Annotated in this window: 15 protein-coding genes; 8 read left to right on the forward strand and 7 right to left on the reverse strand. The window is 70.4% G+C overall.

Translation table 11 applies throughout. The annotated features are described in order from the left end of the window. Positions 1–94 precede the first annotated feature (94 nt). The 5 genes from groL to ACFTZB_RS29175 all read right to left on the reverse strand — a co-directional run bounded on the left by groL (position 95) and on the right by ACFTZB_RS29175 (position 5,292). Positions 95–1,720, reverse strand: a complete 1,626-nt coding sequence (gene groL, locus ACFTZB_RS29155) for a chaperonin GroEL (protein ID WP_012689067.1) — start codon at positions 1,718–1,720, stop codon at positions 95–97. A 229-nt stretch (positions 1,721–1,949) separates the two neighbouring features. Further along, complete coding sequence (locus ACFTZB_RS29160; protein ID WP_378436622.1) at positions 1,950–2,504, reverse strand: DUF6764 family protein; 555 nt, start codon at positions 2,502–2,504, stop codon at positions 1,950–1,952. Positions 2,505–2,584: 80 nt separating this feature from the next. After that, on the reverse strand, positions 2,585–3,364 hold the full coding sequence (locus ACFTZB_RS29165; protein WP_378436624.1) for an HAD-IIA family hydrolase: 780 nt from the start codon (positions 3,362–3,364) through the stop codon (positions 2,585–2,587). Between the two features lie 20 nt (positions 3,365–3,384). Further along, complete coding sequence (locus ACFTZB_RS29170; RefSeq protein ID WP_378436627.1) at positions 3,385–4,278, reverse strand: universal stress protein; 894 nt, start codon at positions 4,276–4,278, stop codon at positions 3,385–3,387. Positions 4,279–4,290: 12 nt separating this feature from the next. Further along, a complete protein-coding gene (locus tag ACFTZB_RS29175; RefSeq protein ID WP_378436648.1) occupies positions 4,291–5,292 on the reverse strand; it encodes a zinc-binding alcohol dehydrogenase family protein in 1,002 nt (333 codons plus the stop codon). Between the two features lie 147 nt (positions 5,293–5,439). Between ACFTZB_RS29175 and ACFTZB_RS29180 the strand changes: the two genes are divergently transcribed. Further along, on the forward strand, positions 5,440–6,603 hold the full coding sequence (locus ACFTZB_RS29180; protein ID WP_378436629.1) for a PucR family transcriptional regulator: 1,164 nt from the start codon (positions 5,440–5,442) through the stop codon (positions 6,601–6,603). 34 nt (positions 6,604–6,637) lie between these two features. Beyond that, the gene (locus ACFTZB_RS29185; protein ID WP_378436651.1) at positions 6,638–7,945 is read left to right on the forward strand and encodes an NAD(P)/FAD-dependent oxidoreductase; all 1,308 of its coding nucleotides are present in this window, start codon (positions 6,638–6,640) and stop codon (positions 7,943–7,945) included. 7 nt (positions 7,946–7,952) lie between these two features. Here the strand turns inward: ACFTZB_RS29185 and ACFTZB_RS29190 are convergent, their stop codons facing one another. Together ACFTZB_RS29190 and hutH are read right to left on the reverse strand one after the other, a co-directional pair. Continuing rightward, a complete protein-coding gene (locus tag ACFTZB_RS29190) occupies positions 7,953–8,816 on the reverse strand; it encodes an alpha/beta fold hydrolase (protein ID WP_378436631.1) in 864 nt (287 codons plus the stop codon). 55 nt (positions 8,817–8,871) lie between these two features. After that, positions 8,872–10,419, reverse strand: a complete 1,548-nt coding sequence (gene hutH / locus ACFTZB_RS29195; RefSeq protein WP_378436633.1) for a histidine ammonia-lyase — start codon at positions 10,417–10,419, stop codon at positions 8,872–8,874. Positions 10,420–10,895: 476 nt separating this feature from the next. Here hutH and ACFTZB_RS29200 point away from each other — a divergent pair, with 476 nt between their 5' ends. The 6 genes from ACFTZB_RS29200 (at position 10,896) to ACFTZB_RS29225 (ending at position 16,767) form a co-directional block, all read left to right on the forward strand. Continuing rightward, on the forward strand, positions 10,896–11,351 hold the full coding sequence (locus ACFTZB_RS29200; RefSeq protein WP_378436635.1) for an SRPBCC family protein: 456 nt from the start codon (positions 10,896–10,898) through the stop codon (positions 11,349–11,351). 34 nt (positions 11,352–11,385) lie between these two features. Beyond that, on the forward strand, positions 11,386–11,907 hold the full coding sequence (locus ACFTZB_RS29205; protein ID WP_378436637.1) for a hypothetical protein: 522 nt from the start codon (positions 11,386–11,388) through the stop codon (positions 11,905–11,907). Next, on the forward strand, positions 11,882–12,919 hold the full coding sequence (locus tag ACFTZB_RS29210) for a MerR family transcriptional regulator (RefSeq protein ID WP_378436640.1): 1,038 nt from the start codon (positions 11,882–11,884) through the stop codon (positions 12,917–12,919). Before ACFTZB_RS29205 ends, ACFTZB_RS29210 begins: the two co-directional genes overlap by 26 nt. A 63-nt stretch (positions 12,920–12,982) precedes the next feature. After that, a complete protein-coding gene (locus ACFTZB_RS29215) occupies positions 12,983–13,696 on the forward strand; it encodes a phosphatidylserine decarboxylase (protein ID WP_378436642.1) in 714 nt (237 codons plus the stop codon). After that, complete coding sequence (pssA, locus tag ACFTZB_RS29220; protein WP_378436644.1) at positions 13,693–14,556, forward strand: CDP-diacylglycerol--serine O-phosphatidyltransferase; 864 nt, start codon at positions 13,693–13,695, stop codon at positions 14,554–14,556. The genes ACFTZB_RS29215 and pssA overlap by 4 nt, the downstream gene beginning before the upstream one ends. Positions 14,557–14,583: 27 nt before the next feature. Next, positions 14,584–16,767 (forward strand): AAA family ATPase, encoded by a 2,184-nt coding sequence (locus ACFTZB_RS29225; protein ID WP_378436646.1) that lies wholly within the window; start codon positions 14,584–14,586, stop codon positions 16,765–16,767. The last annotated feature ends 63 nt before the right edge of the window (positions 16,768–16,830 follow it).

Consider the following 16,830-nt stretch of genomic DNA (forward strand, 5'->3'; position numbering starts at 1 on the left):
GTTGGTGTCCCGGGCTCTTTCGGAGCACTTCGTGCCCGTGCGTGGGAGACGAGTCCGAGGACTCCTCAGCCACGCACGGGAGGCGTAGCCGCCTTTAGAAGTCCATACCGCCCATGCCGCCGGTCGGGTCGCCCACGGGCGCTCCGGCCTTCTCCGGCTTGTCGGCGACGACGGCCTCGGTGGTCAGGAACAGAGCCGCGATGGACGCTGCGTTCTGCAGCGCGGAGCGGGTGACCTTGACCGGGTCGTTGATGCCGGCTTCGAGCAGGTCGCCGTACTCGTTGGTCGAGGCGTTGAGGCCGTGACCTGCGGGCAGGTTGCGAACCTTCTCGGCAACGACGCCGGGCTCGAGGCCCGCGTTGAAGGCGATCTGCTTCAGCGGTGCTTCGAGGGCGACGCGAACGATGTTCGCACCGGTGGCCTCGTCACCTTCGAGCTTCAGGTCGTCCAGTGCCGGAGCCGACTGCAGCAGAGCCACGCCACCACCGGCGACGATGCCCTCTTCGACAGCAGCCTTGGCGTTGCGCACGGCATCTTCGATGCGGTGCTTGCGCTCCTTGAGCTCCACCTCGGTGGCAGCGCCGGCCTTGATGACGGCAACGCCACCGGCCAGCTTGGCCAGGCGCTCCTGCAGCTTCTCGCGGTCGTAGTCGGAGTCGCTGTTCTCGATCTCGGCGCGGATCTGGGACACGCGACCGGCGATGGCCTCGGGGTCTCCCGCGCCTTCGACGATGGTGGTCTCGTCCTTGGTGATGACGACCTTGCGTGCCTGGCCGAGCAGCTCGAGTCCGGCGGTCTCCAGGGAGAGGCCGACCTCTTCGCTGATGACCTCGCCACCGGTGAGGATGGCGATGTCGGCGAGCTGAGCCTTGCGACGGTCACCGAAGCCGGGAGCCTTGACGGCCACGGACTTGAAGGTGCCACGGATCTTGTTGACCACCAGGGTGGACAGGGCTTCGCCCTCGACGTCCTCGGCGATGATGACCAACGGCTTGCCGGACTGGATGACCTTCTCCAGCAGCGGCAGCAGGTCCTTGACCGTGGAGATCTTGGAGCTCACGAGCAGGATGTACGCGTCCTCGAGGACGGCTTCCTGACGCTCCGGGTCGGTGGCGAAGTACGCCGAGATGTAGCCCTTGTCGAAGCGCATGCCCTCGGTGAGCTCGAGCTGCAGGCCGAAGGTGTTGGACTCCTCGACCGTGATGACGCCTTCCTTGCCGACCTTGTCCATGGCCTCGGCGATGAGCTCGCCGATGGACGGGTCGCCTGCGGAGATACCAGCGGTAGCAGCGATCTGCTCCTTGGTGTCGATCTCCTTGGCGGTCTCGAGCAGAGACACGGTGACGGCCTCGACGGCCTTCTCGATGCCGCGCTTCAGACCCAGCGGGTTGGCGCCGGCAGCGACGTTGCGGAGGCCCTCACGGACGAGAGCCTGGGCGAGAACGGTAGCGGTGGTGGTTCCGTCGCCGGCGACGTCGTCAGTCTTCTTGGCGACCTCCTTGACCAGCTCGGCACCGATCTTCTCGTAGGGGTCCTCGAGCTCGATCTCCTTGGCGATGGACACGCCATCGTTGGTGATCGTGGGGGCGCCCCACTTCTTCTCGAGCACGACGTTGCGACCCTTGGGGCCCAACGTCACCTTGACTGCGTCGGCGAGGGCGTTGAGTCCCCGCTCGAGGCCGCGACGGGCCTCTTCGTCGAACGCGATGATCTTGGCCATTGCGAAGTGATCCTCCGGATTGGGGGTGACACACAAGGCGACCGCTAGTCGGGTCGCCTCATTTACGCCTTCGGCCGAGTTCGGTGCCCGCGACGGACGACCAGGGGTGTCTGTGGTTCCCGGTCTCACCGTCCCGACCTGGCACTCACCCGTGGCGAGTGCCAAGTGCATTTTTAGCACTCGAACTGGGTGAGTGCAAGGTCGGGACGGAAGCGCTGCGCCGGGGCGATCAGCGCATCGCGCAGACCTGACCGGTGTTCAGGTTGAAGGCGAGGGACAGCGCGCCGACGCAGTCGACGCCGTTCGCGTCGGCCGTCGCGCCCGAACCCCAGCCCGCGATCGCGACGGTGGTGGTGCCGTCGGCCGCGCCGGAACGGGCGATGCCGCCGCCGAGCGAGACGGCGTACGCCTGACCCGAGCCCGTCGCCGCACCGAGCGACGTTCCGTATCCGTTGGCGTACGTGGTGGCGCCGCTGTGCCCGTTGGCGACGCTCACCGCGGTGCCGCTGTCCGCGGCCATCGCGTGGGCGGTGCCGGCCTCGGTCGCCTTGGCGCCGCAGCTCGCGGTGTCCGACACCTGGACGTCGTTGGCCGACGGCGGCGAGACGCAGTTGACGGGGGCGGCACCGGCGACGCCTGCGCCGGCCACCGAGATTCCCGCCGCCACGCCCAGACCCACGGCCATCGCCGCTCCCACACGTGCCAGCCGTCGGCCGAACAGAGACGAGATACGAGTACGCGATGCCGACGGGGTCGAGGTGACGGGGGTGGAGACAGCGAGCATGGAAGCTCCTTCTGGGAACGTCGAATTGGAGGATTCGCCGCGAGAGTACCCGCTCCGGGCCGGTTAGTCCGGGACGCCGGTCAGGCGAGTTCGTCGAGGAGCTTCGGCAGCTGCGCGACGGAGTCGACGACATGGTCGGGTCGCTGCGCGGCGAGGTCCAGAATCGACTGACGGAACTTGCCCGTCCGCACCAGCACACCGGTCAGTCCCACCCGCTGCGCGGCCAGGACGTCACCCGTCAGGTCGTCGCCGACCATCATCGTCACGTCCGGCCCGGTGCCCATCAGATCGGTGGCGGTGAGGAACGCGGCGAGCGACGGCTTGCCCACCGACACGACGTTGGTTCCCGCGACCTCCTCCATCCCGGGGAGGTAGGTGCCCGTGTCGATGCGCAGCCCGTCGTGCGCGGCCCACGTGGTGCCCCGGTGCATCGCGACGACGGGGACGCCGTCGAGCATCAGCTCGACCACGCGGCTGAGTGCGTCGTGGGTGAATTCGGGCCCGGCACCGCCGAGGATCACCACCTCCGGGTTCTCGTCGTCCAGTTCGATCCCGGACAGGTCGGCGGTGATGTCGCCGCTGTTGAGGACCCAGGCCCGCGACCCGGGGTAGGTCGACCGGACGTACTCGGCGGTGAGCCGGGCCGCGGTGACGATCTCGGAGGAGTCGGCCTCGATGCCCACCGACCGCAGGGCGTCGGCGATCTCGTCGCACGTCCTCGACGTCGTGTTGGTGAGATACGCGCACGCGAGTCCGCGCTCGCGCACCTCCCGCACCGCGGCGGCGGCGCCGTCGATCGGATGCCACGAAGTGACCAGCACGCCGTCGATATCGAGCAGGACACCCTCGACCCCAGCCATGACAGGAGCCTATCCCGGCGTCACTGCCGAGTCCGGCAGACGAGGACGGGACAGGGAGCGTGGTGGACCAGATTCTGGCTGACGGATCCGAGCAGGGCGCCCAGCACCTTGCCCCGGCCGTGGCTTCCGACGACCAGCAGTTGCGCGGTCGCCGCGTGCCGCAGCAGGATGTCGGCGGACGCGCCCTGTGTCGTCACCTCGGTTACCGGAACGTCGGGGTACTCGTCCCGGATGCCGGCGAGGCATTCGGACACGACGGCCTTCTCCGCTTCCTCGTATGCGGCCCAGTCGACGTACTTCGATGCATGCGCGAGCCCGTGCTGCTTCTCCCCGCTCCACGCGTGCACTGCGTCCAAACCCACCCCGAACGCGGACGCGAGCGCGAACGCCTCCTCGACGGCCTTCTCACTGACCTGGCTGCCGTCCACGCCGACGACGATCGGGCGGGCGTCCGGTGATTCCGGCGCAGGCTCTCCCCGGACCACCGCGACCGGGCAGTGCGCGTGGTTGACCGTCCGGAGGACGGTGGATCCGAGGAGATAGTCGGTGACCGCACCCGCGCCCTGCGCGCCGACCGCGACGATCCGCGCCGCCCGGGACAGCTCGATCAGATGGGATGCCGCGGTCCCGGATCGGACGTCGCGCTCGACGGCGAGACCGGGCTGATCCTGCAGGGCGGCGGCGGTCGCGGTGTCGAGCATCGAGTTGCCGTCCTCGCGCAGTTCCTGGATGAACTGGGCGTCGATCATCATCGCGGTGCCGTTGTAGAACGTGGCCTCGTCCGGGTACGTGTGCGCGAGCAGGAGCGGGGCGCCGAGCCGGACCGCGGCGCCCGCCGCCCAGCGCGCCGCGTCGAGCGCGGCCCGGGAACCGTCGATACCGACGACGACGGGTGCCCCTGCGTGTTCGCTCATATCTCTCTCCCTCTACGGCTCGAGAACTGCTGCACCGCTGAATTTTCCGCCTGCCAGGTCCTTCAGGGCCCGATCGGCGCGGTCGAGTGGGTACGGGTGGGTGTCGATGCTCAGCCGGTGTTCCGCTGCGATGCGGAGGAATTCGACGGAATCCGCACGGGTGTTGGCGGTGACGCTGCGGATCTGCCGTTCCCGGAACAGGTGCCGCTGGTATTCGAGCGCGGGGATGTCGGTGAGGTGGATTCCGGCGACGGCGAGCGTGCCGCCGTCGGCGAGCGCCTCCATCGCGACGGGCACCAGGTCGCCGACGGGGGCGAACAGGATCGCGGAGTCGAGGGGCTCCGGGGGTGTGTCGCGCACGCCCTGCACGGACGTCGCCCCGAGTCGTCCCGCCAGCGCCCGGGCCTCCGCCCCTCGCGTCATGACGTGCACCCGGGCGCCGCGTGTCGACGCGACCTGGGCGGTGAGGTGCGCGCTGCCGCCGAAGCCGTAGACGCCCAGCGCGCCGCCGACAGGGACCTCGGCCCGTTCGAGCGCCCGGTAGCCGATGATCCCGGCGCACAGCAGCGGGGCGAGTTCGGTGTCCGTGTACCCCGTCGGCAGGTGCAGCGCGTAGTCGGCCGGGACCGTCGCGAACTCGGCGTATCCGCCGTCCGCGTCCCACCCCGTGTACCGCGACTGCCTGCACAGATTCTCCGCGCCGCGCAGGCAGGCCGCGCACCGTCCGCACGTGTGCCGCAGCCAGGCGATGCCCACCCGGTCCCCGACAGCGAACGATTCGGTCACCGAATCACCCAGTGCGGCAACCTCCCCCACCACCTCGTGACCGGGAATCACCCCGGGCCGGTGCACGGGAAGGTCCCCCTCGGACACGTGCAGGTCGGTGCGGCACACGCCGCACGCCAGGACCTTCACGAGAAGTTCGCCCGGCCCCGGCTCGGGGATCGGCTCGCGGCCCCGTTCCAGCGGGTGGCCCGTGACGGGCCCCGGAGCGACCACGCGCCACGCGGTCATCGTTCCGGTTCCGCCCTGCGTCGCCGCCATACCCCCACAATGCCCGTGACGGGTGGCCACCGCCAGGACCCGAAGGCCCGTGTCTCGACGACACGGGACCGCGGCGAAGACCCGGCCGGACCGCCCCCGGCCACTAGGCTCGCACCCATGGACCTGCGCGGTGAAGACCTGTTCACGGTGGCGGGGTCGCTGGCCGAGCTGATCGGCGCCCCGATCACGATCGAGGACGAGAACTCGACGGTCCTGGCCTATTCGAGCGGCGAGCAGGCCGTGGACCAAGCGCGCATCGAGACCATCCTGGGACGGCAGGTGCCCGGGAAGTACCGGCAACTTCTCGAGGACGCGGGCGTCTTCGAGCGCCTGCACCGGGACACCGACGTCTTCTACGTGGACATCGGACTGCCGAACATGACGCCCCGGGCGGTGATCGCGGTGCGGGACGCGGGACGGTCGGTCGGGTCGATCTGGGCGGCGATGACGTCGGCCCCCACCCCGGAACAGGAATCGATCCTGCGGTCGGCGGTCCCGGTCGTCGCCGAGCACATCGCGGCGGAGCGGGAACGGGTGGACGTGACGCGCCGGATGCAGGTCGACCGGGTCCGCGCGCTGATCAACGGCGGTGAGCCCGCCTTCCGTGCCGCCGACGACCTCCGGCTGGAGGGACGGCTGACCGTCGCGGCGGCCGCCCCCGTCGCGATCGGGCGCCCGCTGCCGTCCGGTCTGCTCGCCTCCCTCGGCCTGTACCTCGACACGCTGGCGGTCGATTCGGTGGCCGCGCAGCTCGGCGACGTCATCTACGTGGTCATCGCCGCGTCGGAGAAGGATGTCCGGCGCCTCGCCGAGGACTTCCTCGGCCGCGCCCGCAGCGGGGCTACGTTCGTCGTCGCGGTCGGACGCGAGGTGGGGACGGCCAGCCAGGCACACCTGTCGCGCGGGGACGCCGACCGGGTGCTCACCGCGCTGCAGCACGCCCGGTCCGGTGGTGTCGCCGGGACGATGCGGGACAGTCTCGCGTCCGTGCTGGCGTTGCGCGTCGCCGACATCTTCGACGGCCTGGGCGAACTCACCCCGCTCGCCGCGCTCACCCGGCACGACGAGCAGCACGGCACCGATCTCGTCGCCACGGCCCGCGCCTTCCTCGCGCACGGCGGCGACGTCGCCGATGCCGCCGGCGCGCTGCACGTGCACCCCAACACGCTGAGGAATCGGCTGCGGCGCTGCGTCGATTCGTGCGACGTGGACCTGACCGACGCGGACACCCGGCTCGTCCTGATGCTGCATCTGAAGTTGACGGGACTGCGCGACATGTGACCCCTGGCCGATTGCACAGGGGGCACTGTCCGGGATTGGCCGAACGGCTACTGCCGCGGCCCCGTCGCCCGCCGATGATGGAGTCATGAGCACAGTGCAGCGCCCTGACCATGTCGCGATCGTCGGAGCAGGCGTCGTCGGATTGTCCACGGCGTGGTTCCTCCAGGAGCGTGGCGTTCGCGTCACCGTCGTCGACCGCACGGGTGTCGCGGCGGATGCGTCCTGGGGCAATGCGGGCTGGCTCGCACCGGCGTTGACGCTGCCGCTGCCCGAGCCGGCCGTGCTGCGGTACGGCCTGCGCGCGATGCTGAATCCGTCCTCGCCGGTCTACGTTCCGTTCACGACCGATCTGCGGCTGGTGCGTTTCCTCGTCGGTTTCGCCCGGCACTGCACGCCTTCCCGGTGGGCGGACGCGATGACGGTGTACGCCGAGGTCAACCGGATCTCCCTGGGCGCCTACGACGAACTCGCGGACGGCGGCGTGCGGGAGCACACGCACCTGGCCGACCCGTTCCTCACCGCGTTCAAGTCGGACGAGGACCGGGAAGCGCTCGTCGACGAGTTCCGGCACGTCGAGGCCGCGGGCGGCGAGGTCGAGTACGACCGCGTCGACCGGGACGAGATCCACTCTCTCGAGCCGAGTCTCGGCGACGGCGTGCACTCCGGTCTGCGGTTGCGCAACCAGCGTTTCATCGACCCGCCGCGCTTCGTGCATTCGCTCGCCGACGCGGTCCGCGCCCGGGGCGGCGAGATCAGGTCCGGCTTCGACGTGGCGACGGTGCTGGATCAGGGGCAGTCGGGCGTCCGGCTGGTCGCGGCTTCCGGCGACACGGTGACCGCCGATTCCGTCGTCCTCGCGGGCGGCGCACACCTCAATACTCTCGCCCGCCCGTTCGGTGTCCGCGCCCTGGTGCAGGCCGGCCGCGGGTACAGCTTCAGCGTCCAGCCCGAGCAGATGCCGAAGAACCCGATCTACTTCCCCACCCAGCGGGTGGCGTGCACCCCACTGCACGACCGTTTCCGCGTGGCCGGAATGATGGAATTCCGCAGTCCCGACGCACCTCTCGACCCGCGCCGGGTACAGGCGATCATCGCGGCCGCGACGCCCATGTTCACCGGCATCGACTGGGAATCGCGGCGGGAGGAATGGGTCGGATCCCGGCCCTGCACCACCGACGGACTTCCGCTCGTCGGCGCCACCCGCTCCCCCCGTGTGCACGTGGCGGGCGGCCACGGCATGTGGGGCATCGCGCTGGGTCCGCTGACCGGGCGCATGATGGCCGACTCCATGACCGGCGGCGAGGTTCCCTCCGTCATGCGGCATTTCGACCCGCTGCGCTGAGCACGGCTCAGGACCGGGCCGCCCAGAATCTGCGCAGTTCGACGACGAGTTCGCGCGAACGCTCGTCGGGGAAGAACAGCTTGCCGCCCCGGATCTCCACGACTTCCCGCGCTCCCGGAACGAGATCGCGGAGGCGGTAGGCCCACGTGGTCCGGAAGAACAGGTCCCCGGTACCCCACACGATGAGCGTGGGCACCTCGAGTGCCGCGAGGTCCGACTCGACCGCGAGCAGGTCGCGCGGATGCAGAGACGCGATCCAGCGCTGGAAGAGCAACGCGCGGTCGCGGGTGCCGAGCAGCGGCTCGACGTACGCCGCGACGACCTCTTCGGGCAGCGAACGCACGTTCTGATATCCGGTGCCGTACAACAGCTTACGAGCCCTCGTCACGTTCCGCACCAAGGGCGGCAGAATGCGGGCGAGCAGTCCCGCCCTGGCCAGCAACACGACCGGCAGGAACGCCTTCGGCGGCACGTTGTCCCGGGTGTCGCAGTTCGTCAGCGTCAGCGTCGACAACCGGTCGGGATGCCGGGCGGCGTAGATCTGCGCGAGAGCGCCGCCGGTGTCGTTGGCGACCATGTCGACCTTCTCCAGGCCCAGCGCGTCGCAGGTGGCCGCGACGACGTCGGCCAGCGCACCCAGCGTGAAGTCCTGATCGGGTGCGGCGGGGGTCCGACCGTGCAGCGGAAGGTCCAGAGCGATGCACCGGCGTTCGTCCTCGAGTTGACGGATCACGTTGCGCCACAGGTAACCGGACGTGCCGACGCCGTGAATGAAGAACGCCACCCGCCCGGTGCCGGAATCGAGGTAGCTGACCGGCCCACGGTCGGTGTCGACGGTCTTGCGGCGCGTCTCGAACTCCGCGAGGGTCATGCGGACCATCTCCTGCAGTCCACGGTAGTTCGCACGACTCGCGACATCAACGGCGTCAGTCCAGCCGCCCCACCACCGCCTCCGCGCTCGCGACCAGTGCGCCGGACGCGGCCAGGGCGACCGCGGCCTCGATCTCCGGCGCGAGGTGACGGTCGGTTCCCGGTCCGGCGACGTGCTGGCGGATCGTGTCCCGCACCGCCCCCGTCGCGGGTGACGGTGCGAGCGGGGCCCGCAGGTCGAGCGCGCGAGCGGCCGTCAACGCCTCGATCCCGAGCACCCGGGTGAGCCCGTCGATCGCCCGGCGCAGCTTCCGGGCGGCGGACCACCCCATCGACACGTGGTCCTCCTGCATCGCCGACGACGGAATCGAGTCGACGCTCGCGGGCGCCGCGAGCCGCTTCAGTTCGGACACGATCGCGGCCTGCGTGTACTGCGCGATCATGTGGCCGCTGTCGACACCGGGATCGTCGGCCAGGAACGGCGGCAGCCCGTGGTTGCGGGCGACGTCGAGGAACCGGTCGGTGCGGCGCTCGCTCATGCTCGCGACGTCCGCAACCACGATGGCCAGGAAGTCCAGCACGTACCCGACCGGCGCCCCGTGGAAATTGCCGTTCGACTCCACCCGGCCGTCGAGTGTCACCACCGGGTTGTCGACGGCGCTCGCCAGTTCCCACGACGCCACCTGCTCGGCGTGCGCGAGCGTGTCCCGCGCGGCGCCCGCGACCTGCGGCGCGCACCGCAACGAGTAGGCGTCCTGCACCACGGTGCAACTCGGGTTGGCGTGGCTCTGCACGATCTCGGAGCCCGCGAGCAACCGGACCATGTTCGCGGCGGCACGGGCCTGGCCGGGATGGGGCCGCAGCGCCTGCAGGTCGGGAGCGAACACCTTGTCGGTGCCGAGCAGCCCCTCCACGCTCAGCGCGGCCGTGACGTCGGCCAGCCGCAGCCGCGCGTGCAGGTCCTCGCACGCCAGCAGCAGCATGCCGAGCATGCCGTCGGTGCCGTTGATGAGGGCGAGCCCCTCCTTCTCCTCGAGGACCACCGGCGCGATGCCGGCGGCGGACAGCGCTGTCGCGGCCGGCACGAGTGCGCCGTCCGCGCCCCGCACCGTGCCCTCGCCGATCACCGCGAGCGCGACGTGGGCCAGCGGCGCCAGATCGCCGGAGCACCCGAGGCTGCCGTACTCGTGCACCACGGGCGTGATCCCCGCCGACAGCAGCGAGGCGTAGACCTGCGCGACTTCCGGCCGGGCGCCGGTCCTGCCGGTGGCGAGGGTCGACAGCCGCAGCAGCATCAGAGCGCGCACGACCTCGCGTTCCACCTCGGGCCCGTTTCCGGCGGCGTGCGAGCGGACGAGACTGCGCTGCAACTGCGCGCGCAGGGCGAAGGGGATGTGCCGGGTGGCGAGCGCCCCGAACCCGGTCGAGATCCCGTAGACGGGCTTCGGGTCCTCGGCCAGCGCCTCGATGCGCTTGCGGGTCTCCGCCATCGCCGACATCGCGTCCCGTGAGATCCGCACCGGCGCGCCGTGGCGCGCCACCCGGATCACTTCTTCGGCGGCGACCGCACCGGTTCCGACCACGACGCACTCTTCGGCTCCCACAACCCCAGTCTCCCCCGGGTCCGGGCGGAGAGTGACGGGATTGCGGGAGCCTCGACCGTGTCTACGACCGGCCGCGGAGAGCTTCCTCGATTTCGCGTGGCGTCATCAGACGTTCGAGCTTTTCACTCGGCCACGAGGACGGACGTCCTTGCAATCGGGCTGATTCGAGTAGAGGGAGAGGGCTGCGGTCCCACCGCAGGATCGAATGAACATTCACTACCGATCACTTCCGAACACCGACTCGACAACTTTCCAATTCGCACCATTGCATCGGCGACAGTTCGTCGCACTATTGACTCATCGCCCATCGTGCCCCTTTGGTTACACGGTTTCGACGAGGCGCGCGGAAATGCTGGAAAACTGCGGTCCGGGCACGGTTTCAGTGACCTACCGCACAGCACTCCGGCCCCAGGGCCTACCATGACGCAAAAGTAATTGTTACCTTACGTATCACCTTCCCTGACTGGAGACAGCCGATGGCAACCACCCTCGAAGCAAGCATCGACATCGACGCGACCCCGCAAGACGTGTGGGCAGTCGTCTCGGATCTGAAGCGGATGGGCGAATGGAGCCCCCAGTGCCGCAAGATGCGCGTTCTCGGAGGCGTCGTCGAGGAGGGCACGAAAACCGTCAACATCAACCGCAAGGGCTTCCTCGTGTGGCCGACCACGTCGAAGGTCGTGAAGTTCCAGCCCAACAAGGCCATCGCCTTCCGGATCCTCGAGAACCGCACCATCTGGTCGTACGAACTCGAGCCGACCGCGAGCGGAACCAAGGTCGTCGAGCGCCGCGAAGCCCCGACCGGCACGTCCAAGGTGTCGCAGTTCCTCGTCAAGACCGTCCTCGGCGGCAACGAGGACTTCGAGGTCGACCTCGTCAACGGCATGAACACCACCCTCGCCCGGATCAAGTCGGCCGCCGAGCGCAAGTAGTCCGCTTGACCCTCGACCTGGTCGAGGCCTCAGCGTGGCCCTCATGGACACACCGGACGCCGTCATGGCGAGGATCGCGCAGGGGCAGGAACGGGCGGTAGCGGGTGACCGGGAGGGCGCCCGTCGCATCTTCGCGGAGGTGTGGGACGCCCTCCAGGGCTCCGGCGACACCGCGCCGGACCCGCTGCACGTCGTCGCGCTGGCCCACTACATGGCGGACGTCCAGACCGACCCCGCCGAGGAGTTGCGCTGGGACCTGCGAGCCCTCGGCGCCGCCGACTCGCTGACCGACGACCGCGCGCGGGAGCATCACTCGTCGCTGTCGGTCGCGGGTTTCTACCCGTCGCTGCACCTCAACGTGGCGGCCGCTCATCACGCCCTCGGCCAGTCGTACCAGGCACGCCACCATCTCGAACGGGCAGCGCAGAGCTGCGAACACCTCGCAGACGACGGCTACGGACGGATGATCCGCGGCGCCGTCACCCGGCTCCGCGCCGAACTGGACGCGACTGTCGGACCGCCGGGGCAGAGTGGGGGCCGTGCTCAGCATCGGTGAACTCGCCCGCGCGTCCGGTCTGTCGGTCAGCGCACTGCGGTTCTACGACAAGGCCGGGGTGCTCACCCCGCACGCGGTCGATCCGCGCACCGGTTACCGCTGGTACACCGACCGGCAGGTGGACGCCGCCGTCCTCGTCGCCGCGATGCGCCGGGTGGGGATGCCGGTGAAGGAGATGGCGGCCGTGCTGGGCGGCACCGACGCCCACGGACTTCTCGACCGGCATCTCGGCCGGCTGGAGCAGGGGCTGGACGACGCCCGCCGTGAACTGACGCGGATTCACCGCCTGCTCGACGCCCGATCGGACGGGACGCGGAGGGTCGTCGTCCGCACCGCCGATCTCCTCGCCGCGATCGGTGCGGTGCGGTTCGCCGCCGACGCGGACTCGGAGTTCCCGGTGCTGCGCGGCTGCCTCGTCGAATCGGATCACGACGTCGTGCGGCTCGTCACCACCGACCGCTACCGGCTGGCGGTCGCTGCCGCGTCCCTCCTCGAAACACCGGACCAGCCGATCTCCGCGGTCGTCCCGTGCACGTTCCTGGACGACGCTGCCGGGTTGCTGCGCCGCCACGACACGGTGACCGTCGTCGTGGGCGCCGACTCCGTCACCCTCCGCTGCGGCCGCGAACAGCTCACCAAGGACCTCGTCGACGGCGTCTTCCCCGACCATCGCAGCCTGTCGCCCCGCGACCCGGGAATCGAGCAGACCTTCTCCTCGGCGGCCCTGCGCGCACTCCTCGCGGACGCAGGCGACCGGGTGGATCTGGGGGTTCTCGAGTCGGGCGAGATCGTCGTCGGCCACCCGGGCGCCGAGCAGACCGCCCGCTTCCACGTGCAGGTGAACGCCGGTTTTCTCCTCGAAGCGGTCGACGCGCTGCCCGGCGAGCAATTGACGTTCCGGGTCGGTGGACCCATCACACCTCTCGCCATCCGGCCACGATCCGTTCACACACCGGACCCGGCGAGTGCGTACTCTCTCCTGATGCCGTTGCAGCCGGAAGCGCTCACGTAACCTGTGGGTGCGGCGCGATGGCGCGCAGGCAGCACGTCCGTCCGAACACAGTTAGAGGAGCCCGTGGCACGCAAGCCCACACCCCCCGGCACCCCGCAAGCCACGAGCGTCGGGCACATCGTCGACCTCGTCCGCGGAGCAGTTCCGCCCCTGCACCCGGCCGGGCTGCCCTTCGTCCTCGCACCGCTCGGTGTGGCCGTCCTCGGCCGCAACCGCAAATGGGTCCGTCGCGGAGCACTGACCTCCGCCGCCGCTTGCGCCGCCTTCTTCCGGCATCCGCACCGCGTTCCGCCGAACCGTGTCGGCGTCGCAGTCGCACCCGCCGACGGTGAGGTCGCGCTCGTCGACTCCGCGGTCCCGCCGTCCGAACTCGACATGGGAACCGAACCGCTCCCCCGGGTCAGCATCTTCCTGTCCGTGCTCGACGTGCACGTTCAGCGCAGCCCCGTCGGCGGCGAAGTGACAAAGGTCGTCCACCGGCCGGGCAAGTTCCTCTCCGCCGACCTCGCCGACGCCAGCGAGGTCAACGAACGCAACAGCATGCTGCTGCACACCGCGGAGGGCCACGACGTCGCCGTCGTCCAGATCGCCGGTCTGCTCGCCCGCCGGATCGTCTGCGACGCCAAGGTCGGCGACACTCTCCCGATCGGGGACACGTACGGCCTGATCCGGTTCGGCTCCCGCGTCGACACGTACTTCCCGGCGGGCACCACGCTGCTCGCCGAGCGGGGACAGCGGACGATCGGCGCCGAGACCGTCATCGCTCAACTGCCGTGATCGCCAACGCGAAGAAACAGAAGAGGGGACGACCCCAGCAGGCGGTCCGGCTCCTGCCCAGTGTCGTGACGATCCTCGCGCTGTGTGCGGGACTGTCCGCCGTCAAATTCGCGCTGGACGGCGATCTGGGAACGGCGCTGGCCATGATCGGCGCCGCCGCGGTCCTCGACTCGCTCGACGGGAGGATCGCGCGACTGCTCGACGCCACCAGCAAGATGGGCGCCGAACTGGATTCGCTCGCCGATTCGATCTCGTTCGGCGTCGCCCCGGCTCTCGTCCTCTATGTCACGCTGCTGGACGGCCAGAGTTTCGGCTGGATCATCGCCCTGATCTACGCGGTGAGCATCGTGCTGCGGCTGGCCCGGTTCAACACGCTCCTCGACGAGGACGACATGCCGGGGTACGCCAACGAGTACTTCACGGGTGTCCCGGCGCCGGCGGGTGCGCTGGTCGCGCTGACCCCGCTGGCCGCCGCCGCGCAGTGGGGCGACGGCTGGTGGTCGTCGTATCCCGTCGTCGTGGCATGGACCGTGATCTCCGCGGCGCTGATCGTCAGCCGGATCCCCACGCTCGCACTGAAGACGGTGTCCGTGCCGCCGCACATGGCGGCCGGCCTGCTCGTCCTCGTGGCGCTCGCGGCGGCGGCCCTGGTCACCTACCCGTACATCCTGCTGATCGTCCTCGTCGCGGTGTACCTCGGGCACATTCCGTTCGCCGTCCACTCGAAGCGGTGGGTGGCCGCGCGGCCCGAGACGTGGGACATCAAGCCGTCCGAGCGACGGGCCATCCGGCGTCAGCCCGACGCCCGCGGCAGGCGGTCCGCGGCACGGCTCGGACTGCGCCGTCCCCGGGCCCGGTAGGTCGCTCCCGCACGTAGGCTCGACGGCGTGACCTCACCGGAACTCGCGCTCACAGTCCGACTGAACACCTCGGCCGCCGACACCCGGCGCGGCGTGGTCCGGCTGCATCCGGAAGCCCTCGCCGCGCTCGGTCTGCGCGAGTGGGACGCGATCGCCCTGATCGGTGCGCGCCGCACCGCCGCCGTCGCCGGCCGCGCACCCGCCGGAACTCCCACCGGGACCGCACTCCTCGACGACGTCACGCTGTCCAACGCCGGGCTGTCCGAGAACAGCACGGTCGTCGTGACACCGGTGACGGTGTACGGCGGGAAGACGGTGACGGTCAGCGGCTCGAATCTGGCCGTCAACTCCGTCTCCGACGTCACCCTGCGTCATGCCCTGCTCGGCAAGGTCCTCACGGTCGGCGACACGGTGTCGCTGCTGCCCCGCGACCTCGGCCCCGGAACCAGCACCGCCCCCGCGACACAGGCCCTGTCCCGGACGTTCGGAGTCGCCTGGACGTCCGAACTGCTCACCGTGACCGGGGTCGACCCGGCCGGTGGTCCGGTGAGCGTGCAACCCAACACCGCGGTCGGGTGGGGTGAGGGTGTGCGCGCGACGGTGACCGCGCCCCCGTCGCAGCTGCCCGCGCCGCCCGTCCGGCCCGCCGAGGACGTGCCCCCGGTTCCGGTCGAGGACCTGGTCGGCGCCCACACCCAGGCGGCGAAACTCACCGAGTGGCTCGGGTTGGCGCTCGACGAACCCGAACTGCTCCGCACCCTCGGCGCCTCACCCCATCTGGGCGTGCTCGTGACCGGGCCCGCCGGTGTCGGGAAGGCGACGCTCGCCCGTTCGGTTCTCGCGTCCCGGCGGATGGTCGAACTCGACGGGCCGAGTGCCGGCGCGCTCGAAGCGGGATCCCGGCTGCAGCGGGTCACCGCGGCCGTCGAGGCGATCCGCGGCGGCGGGGTCCTGCTGATCACCGACATCGACGCCCTGCTGCCGTCCACTCCGGAACCGGTGTCGGCGCTGATCGTCGAACAACTCCGCGGCGCCGTCGAGACCGTCAGGGTCGCGTTCGTCGCGACGTCGGCGCACCCGGAGTCGGTCGACACCCGGCTGCGCGGGCAGGACCTGTGCGACCGCGAACTCGCCCTCACCCTGCCCGACGGCTCCACCCGCCGGGCCCTGCTGGAACTGCTTCTGCGGAAGGTCCCCAGCGACGGCATCGCCCTCGACGCGATCGCGGCCCGCACACCCGGGTTCGTCGTCGCCGACCTCGCCGCGCTGTGCCGGGAAGCCGCCCTGCGGGCCGCGTCCCGCGCGGCCAGGAAACCCGTCGAGCCGGCGCTCACCCAGGACGACCTCCTCGGCGCGCTCGACGTCATCCGCCCACTGTCGCGGTCGGGTAGCGAGGAACTCGCGATCGGCAGCGTCACCCTCGACGATGTCGGGGACATGGTGGAGACCAAGCAGGCCCTGACCGAGGCGGTGCTGTGGCCGTTGCAGCATCCGGATTCGTTCGCCCGGCTGGGAGTCGATCCCCCGCGCGGCGTGCTGCTCTACGGCCCGCCCGGCTGCGGCAAGACGTATCTCGTTCGGGCGCTGGCCAGTTCGGGCCATCTCAGTGTGCACGCCGTCAAGGGCGCCGAACTGATGGACAAGTGGGTGGGCGCGTCCGAGAAGGCGGTCCGCGAACTGTTCCAGCGGGCACGGGACTCGGCCCCGTCGCTGATCTTCCTCGACGAGGTGGACGCTCTCGCGCCGCGCCGCGGCCAGAGTTCCGATTCCGGGGTGGCCGATCGGGTGGTCGCAGCACTGCTCACCGAACTCGACGGTGTCGAACCGCTGCGCGACGTGGTGGTCGTCGGCGCCACCAACCGGCCCGACCTCATCGACCCGGCGTTGCTGCGCCCCGGCCGCCTCGAGCGGCTGGTGTTCGTGCCGCCGCCGGACGGCGACGCCCGCCGCGCGATCCTCCGGACGTCCGGCAAGGCGGTCCCGCTCGCCGACGACGTCGACCTCGACACCCTGGCGGACGATCTCGACGGCTACTCGGCCGCCGACTGCTCGGCGTTGCTGCGCGAAGCCGCGCTGGCCGCGATGCGCCGGAACATCGACGCCGCCGACGTCACCGCGGCCGACGTGGCCGAGGCACGCGAAAAGGTGCGCCCCTCACTCGATCCCGAGCAAGTGGCGCACCTGAAGGCCTATGCGCTGTCGCGCCCGTGAGTACTTGTTAACCGCCCGCGGTTAACAAGTACTCACGGGTCAGGACCAGCGGCCGAGCAGGGT

The organism is Rhodococcus sp. NPDC057014, assembly GCF_042673295.1.
Lineage (GTDB): Bacteria > Actinomycetota > Actinomycetes > Mycobacteriales > Mycobacteriaceae > Rhodococcus_F.

Bases quoted from the DNA above. Each gene is read 5' to 3' on its own strand.
- ACFTZB_RS29165 (WP_378436624.1), bottom strand. From the start codon at position 3,364: ATGGCTGGGGTCGAGGGTGTCCTGCTCGATATCGACGGCGTGCTGGTC.
- ACFTZB_RS29180 (WP_378436629.1), top strand. From the start codon at position 5,440: ATGGACCTGCGCGGTGAAGACCTGTTCACGGTGGCGGGGTCGCTGGCC.
- ACFTZB_RS29190 (WP_378436631.1), bottom strand. From the start codon at position 8,816: ATGACCCTCGCGGAGTTCGAGACGCGCCGCAAGACCGTCGACACCGAC.
- ACFTZB_RS29160 (WP_378436622.1), bottom strand. From the start codon at position 2,504: ATGCTCGCTGTCTCCACCCCCGTCACCTCGACCCCGTCGGCATCGCGT.
- ACFTZB_RS29175 (WP_378436648.1), bottom strand. From the start codon at position 5,292: ATGACCGCGTGGCGCGTGGTCGCTCCGGGGCCCGTCACGGGCCACCCG.
- groL (WP_012689067.1), bottom strand. From the start codon at position 1,720: ATGGCCAAGATCATCGCGTTCGACGAAGAGGCCCGTCGCGGCCTCGAG.
- ACFTZB_RS29200 (WP_378436635.1), top strand. From the start codon at position 10,896: ATGGCAACCACCCTCGAAGCAAGCATCGACATCGACGCGACCCCGCAA.
- ACFTZB_RS29170 (WP_378436627.1), bottom strand. From the start codon at position 4,278: ATGAGCGAACACGCAGGGGCACCCGTCGTCGTCGGTATCGACGGTTCC.